This window comes from Streptomyces sp. NPDC060000 (assembly GCF_042737375.1).
Lineage (GTDB): Bacteria > Actinomycetota > Actinomycetes > Streptomycetales > Streptomycetaceae > Streptomyces.
The window spans coordinates 1-3,814 of sequence record NZ_JBHWUU010000173.1; the positions used below are offsets into that span (position 1 = coordinate 1).

A 3,814-nucleotide genomic window follows, 5' to 3' on the forward strand; every position below is an offset into this window, starting at 1 on the left:
GGTCTCGGATCCCCGGTCGGACCAGGGCCCCCGGCCCGCCCCGGGCGCCGGGCCGGCCCCGGACACCCGGTCCGCCTCGGGTCCCGGGTCCGCCTCGGGTGCCCGGTGCGCCCCGGATCCGTCGCCCGTCCAGGAGCTTCGGCCCGCCTCGGATCCCCGGTCGGACCAGGGCCCCCGGCCCGCCCCGGGCGCCGGGCCGGCCCCGGACACCCGGTCCGCCATCGAGACCGTGTTCCGTCTCGAGTCCCCCCGGGTCATCGCCGCCGTCGCGCGTGTCGTCCGGGATGTCGGTGTCGCCGAGGAACTGGCGCAGGACGCACTGGTGTCCGCGCTGGAGCAGTGGCCGCGTGACGGGGTGCCGGACAACCCCGGCGCCTGGCTCACGGCCACCGCCCGGTACCGCGCCGTCGACCTGGTCCGCCGCCGGGAGAACTACGCCCGCAAGCTCCAGGAGATCGGCCGCGCCCTGGACACGGCGGTCCCCCCGGAGGAGCCCGCCGACCCCGACGCCATCGACGACGACCTGCTCAGGCTCGTCTTCACCGCCTGCCACCCGGTGCTGTCCGCCGAGGCCCGCATCGCCCTCACCCTGCGCCTGCTCGGCGGCCTGAGCACGCCAGAGATCGCCCGCGCCTTCCTGGTCCCCGAGGCGACCGTCGCCCAGCGCATCGTCCGCGCCAAGAAGACGCTGGCCACCAGGAACGTCGCCTTCGAGGTGCCGTACGGCCCCGACCGCGAGGCCCGTCTCGGCTCGGTCCTCGACGTCATCTACCTCATCTTCAACGAGGGGTACGCGGCCACGGCCGGCGACGACTGGCTGCGCCCGGCGCTGTGCGAGGACGCGCTGCGGCTGGCCCGGCAGCTGGCGGCCCTGATGCCGAAGGAGCCGGAGGTGCACGGCCTGGTCTCGCTGCTGGAGTTCCAGGCCTCCCGCACGGCCGCCCGCACCGCCGCCGACGGCAGGCCCGTCCTCCTGGAGGACCAGGACCGGCGCCGCTGGAACCGCATGCTCGTGGCCCGGGGCATCGCCGCCCTCGACCGGGCCGGCGCCTCGGCCACAGGCGCTCCCGGCCCGTACGCCCTCCAAGCGGCCGTCGCCGCCTGCCACGCCCACGCCCCCACGTACGAGGACACCGACTGGAAGGCCATCGCCACCCTGTACGGCCTGCTGGCCGCCCGGGCCCCGTCCCCGATCGTCGAACTCAACCGCGCGGTCGCCGTGTCGATGGCGGACGGCCCGGAACCCGCCCTGGAGATCGTCGACGGACTCGTCGCCGAACCGGCCCTCCGTGACTACCACCTCCTCCCCAGCGTCCGCGGCGACCTGCTGCTGCGGCTGGGCCGGTCGGCGGAGGCGAGGGCCGAGTTCGAACGGGCGGCGGAGCTGACGGGCAACGAGCGGGAGCGGGAACTGCTGCGGGCGCGGGCCGACGAGTGCCGTAGAACCTGAGCCAGCCCGAAAACCCGGCAACTCCCGGCAACTTCCGGCAACTTCGAACACATGTTGCTCGTATTTCCGTTCCCTTTGTGGCTATGGCGGCCTAGAGTGATCCGGCCGCTGTGAAACGACTGTGTGGCCGACGGTATTGGCGACGGGGGACGACGCCGACCCAGGCCCGCGCGCGGCTCCATCGACATCATGCGAATCACGTGATCCCCGGGGGTCTACAACTTGAGACTGTTCACGCGCCGCCGCGCCGCGGCGCTCGCCACCGCGGTGGCCCTCGCCGCCGCGGGCACCCTGGCCGCCGCACCCGGTGCCGTCGCCGACGACGCGGGGCCCTGGCCGGGCACCGAGGGCAAGATCCTCAACGACGGCGGGTTGCTCATCGACCCCGCCACCGGCAAGACCAGCACCATCCCCAACGTGGGGAGCTACGCCACCTGGGCGCCGGACGGAAGCCGTCTGCTCAGCGTGTCCGGCCAGATCTCCAGCGTCCTGCCCAACGGCACCAAGAAGATCACCCTGCCGTGGGCGCAGGGCCTGCGTTCCAGCGCGCCGTACGAGGACCTGACCTTCTGGAACGGCGGCCGTTACGTCGTCTTCGCCAGCGGCGGCCAGCTCGCCTACGGCCCCTCCGACGCCTCGTGGGCGCCCGGCCCGCTGCTGCCGGCGAACCTGGAGCCGGCCACCGTCTGCGACTCCGAGCCGAGCGTGAACGTCAACGGCCTCGTCGCGTTCGAGCGCCGCGCCGGAAGCTGCAACGCCGGCGCCGGCGTGTACGTCTACGACGCCGCCACGAAGACGGTCAAGCTCGCGCTGGCCGACGCCGAGCAGCCCGCCTGGTCCCCGGACGGCACCAAGCTGGCGTTCGTCCGCAAGGACACCGACGGCAACCCCCAGATCTTCACGGCGAAGGCCGACGGCACCGACGTCAAGCAGCTCACCACCGGCCCGCGCCGGTACGCCAACCCGTCCTGGTCGCCCACCGGCAAGCGGATCGTGTTCGACGCCCACACCTCGCCGAACAGCGACGACGTGCACACCGTCGAGTACGTCGACACGACGACCGGCGAGCTGACCCCGGTCACGGACGCGACGAACAGCAGCCACGTCGGGAACCCCAGCTGGCAGCCCCTGCGCCAGAACAGCACCGGACGGGTCTGGGGCGCCAACGCCTACCTCACCGGCACCGCCTCGTCCCGCTGGACCTGGAACACCGTCGGCCACAGTGAGCCCGGCCTGATGAACGCCAAGTCCGCGGTGCTGGTCAACCAGGACGACCCGGCGTACGCCGTCACCGCGCCCGCCCTGGCCGGCCGGAAGGAGGGCCCGGTGCTGATGACCCAGAAGACCGGGCTCTCGTCGACGACGAAGAACGAACTGAAGCGGATCCTGGCGCCGGGCAAGCCCGTCTACCTGGTCGGCGGCGCGTCCGTCCTCGACAACACGGTCGCCAGCCAGGTCAAGGCGCTCGGCTACGTCCCCGTGCGGCTGACCGGCGCGGACCGCTACGCGACCTCGGTGATGGTGAGCAAGACCATCAGCTCCGCCCCCAAGTACGTCTTCCTGGCCGGCGGTACCGAGTACCGCGCGGCTCTCTCGGCGGCGGCCGCGGCCGGCTCCGACGGCTCCGCCAGCGCGGCCGGAATCGTCCTCACCAACGGCAACAAGCTGACCGCGTCGGTGCAGTCGTACCTGAACAGCCTGAACCCCGACAAGACCATGATCATCCCGGTCGGTTCGGCGGCGAGCTACGCGCTGACCCACACGAGCTTCTCGCGGTGGCCGTCGACGTACTCGTACTACCCGATCTCGGGCACCACGGACGGGTCCCTCTCGGTCGCCATCGCCATGTTCTGGTGGACCGCGCCGAACATGACCGCCCTCGCCTACTCCGGCGCCTGGCGCGACGGGGTGTCGGCCGCCGCCGCGGTGAACGTCTTCGGGCCCCTCCTGTGGAGCAGCAGCGCCACCGCCCTGTCGCCCGAGGTGAACAGCTACCTCGTGCGCGAGACCGCCAGCGTCAACTCCATGGTGGCCTTCGGCGGCACCGGCTCGCTCGCCCAGGCCGAGCTGAACACCGCGGGCACCTCCATGAGTGCGGGCAGCGCCTACTTCACGTACCACCCGTTCTACAACGGCCTCGTCCCGGCGAGCACGTCGACGAGAGCTCTCGCCGCGGGCACCGACGGTGACGCCTCGGCCGCCGGGGTGCAGCGCCCCGACCAGCTCGGTGCCCAGCCGAACCTGGCACCGCTCAAGACCCTCCACCGGCAGTAACGGCCGGCTCGGCGGGGGGGGCCCCCCGCCACCGCGGGGCCCCCCCCCCCCCGGGGACGGAGAACGGCGCCCCCGGCGGCCCCCGGCCCC

The 3,814-nt window shown here is 73.2% G+C and carries 2 protein-coding genes; both read left to right on the plus strand.

The genetic code is table 11. The features are described 5' to 3' along the window. The first annotated feature begins 220 nt into the window (after positions 1 to 220). Positions 221 to 1,450 carry an RNA polymerase sigma factor gene (locus tag ACFWBB_RS42445; RefSeq protein ID WP_385284625.1) on the plus strand — a complete coding sequence of 410 codons (1,230 nt, stop codon included), beginning with the start codon at positions 221 to 223 and terminating at the stop codon, positions 1,448 to 1,450. A gap of 222 nt (positions 1,451 to 1,672) precedes the next feature. Continuing rightward, entirely contained in the window at positions 1,673 to 3,724 is a 2,052-nt protein-coding gene (locus ACFWBB_RS42450) for a cell wall-binding repeat-containing protein (RefSeq protein WP_385284622.1), read from the plus strand. Positions 3,725 to 3,814: the final 90 nt, after the last annotated feature.